Source organism: Acidovorax delafieldii 2AN (assembly GCF_000175235.1).
Taxonomy (GTDB): Bacteria; Pseudomonadota; Gammaproteobacteria; order Burkholderiales; family Burkholderiaceae_C; genus Acidovorax; species Acidovorax delafieldii_B.
Genome location: NZ_ACQT01000454.1, coordinates 1 through 1,764 on the forward strand (window position 1 = coordinate 1; position 1,764 = coordinate 1,764).

Annotated in this window: 2 protein-coding genes; both read left to right on the plus strand. The window is 71.4% G+C overall.

All coding sequences use genetic code 11. The features are described 5' to 3' along the window. The coding region (locus ACDELDRAFT_RS22155) for a winged helix-turn-helix domain-containing protein (protein ID WP_005800947.1) at positions 1-432 on the plus strand (432 nt) is incomplete at its 5' end. Further along, the coding region (locus tag ACDELDRAFT_RS22160; protein ID WP_005800949.1) for a sensor histidine kinase at positions 429-1,764 on the plus strand (1,336 nt) is incomplete at its 3' end. The genes ACDELDRAFT_RS22155 and ACDELDRAFT_RS22160, both read left to right, overlap by 4 nt.

Sequence of the window (1,764 nt, forward strand, 5' to 3'; positions counted from 1 at the left end):
CGCACGGAAGAGCGCATCGCCGGGCTGGACGCGGGCGCCGATGACTACCTGGGCAAGCCTTTCGATCTGGCCGAGGTGGAGGCGCGGCTGCGTGCGCTGGTGCGGCGCACCCAGGGCACCGACGACCGCACGGCAGCCGGCGCGCTGGTGCTGGACCGGCGTGCCCGCCGTTTCATGCTGCATGGCGCGCTGCTGGAGCTGCCCGCGCGCGAGTTCGAGGTGCTGTGGGAGTTGATGACCCCGCCGGGCCACGTGGTCAGCAAGCGCACGCTGTCCGACAAGCTGTCCGGCTTTGATGATTCACTGGGGGACAACGCCCTCGAAGCCTTCATCTCGCGCCTGCGCAAGAAGCTCGCGGGCAGCGGCGCCAGCATCCGCACCTTGCGCGGGCTGGGGTACATGCTCGAGGCCGACCCGCTGTCCGTACCATGACGATACCCGGCGATTCCGCACCGCCGTCAGTGCCGCCCATGCCGGCTGCGGCGCCGTCGCTGCGCTCGCGCCTGCTGCGCCATGTGCTGCTTCCGCTCGGACTGACCTGGCTGGCGGGCACGGTGGCTTCGGTGCTGGTGGCCAACAGTTTTACCCAGCGGGCATTTGACCGATCGCTGCTCGACGACGCCTATGCCGTGGCCGCCAATGTGCGTGTGGTGAACGGCCGGCTCGATTTCGCGCTGTCGGTGCGCGAGGTCAAGTCGGTGCTGTTCGACCAGGTCGAGACGGTCTATTTCGCCGTGCTGCGCGCCGACGGCTCGGTGCTGGCGGGCTGGCCCGACCTGCCGGTCCCGCCGCCGCGCGGCGACGATGCCTACCGCTTCTCCGACATCCAGTACCACGGCCGCGCCCTGCGCGCCGTGCGCCTGCAGCTCGGCACGCCGCAGCCTTTCGAGGTGGTGACGGCGCAGACCGTGCTGGGGCGCAGCGCCATGCTGCGCAGCGTGCTTCTGTATTCGGTGGTGTCGCAGGTGCTGCTGCTGTTGGTGCTGGCCGTGTGGCTGCGCCGGGCCATCCAGCGCGACCTGCAGCCGCTGGCGGATTTTCAGCACGCCCTCGACCGGCGCGATGTGCGCGATCTGGCCGCGGTGCCCGTGGATGCCTCCACGCGCGACGTGCAGCGGCTGGGCGCGTCGGTGAACGACCTGCTGGACCGCGTGGCCCAGAGCGTGCAGGCGCAGCGCGAATTCGCCGGCAACGTGGCGCACGAGCTGCGCACGCCTCTGGCGGGTATCCGCGCGCTGGCCAGTTATGGGCTGGCGCACAAAGAGCCGGCCGTCTGGCGCGAGCAACTCGCCGGCATCGTGGACAGCCAGGCGCGCGCCAGCCACCTGGTCGATCAGTTGCTGGCGCTGGCGCTGGCCGACGAGGCGCGCAATGCCATCCCGCGCCAACCGGTGAAACTCGATGAGCTGGTGCGCGACGCGGTACTGCGGTTCCTGCCCCGCGCCGACGCCGCCGGGGTGGACCTGGGCGCGGTGGGCCTGGACGAGCCCGTGGTGGTGCGGGGCCAGGCCGTGCTCATCGAAGGGGTGCTCAACAACCTCATCGACAACGCACTGCGCTACGGTGCCCCGGCCGACGGTGCCGCGCCGCATGTGACGGTGGAGCTGTCGCGCGAGGGCAGCGACGTGGTGCTGTCCGTGATCGACAACGGGCCCGGGCTGCCGGCGCGGCAGCAAGAGATGCGGCGGCGCTGGGTGCAGGGCCAGGAGGGCAAGCGCCTGGGCCAGGGCGCGGGGCTGGGCCTGGCCATCGTGGCGCGCTATG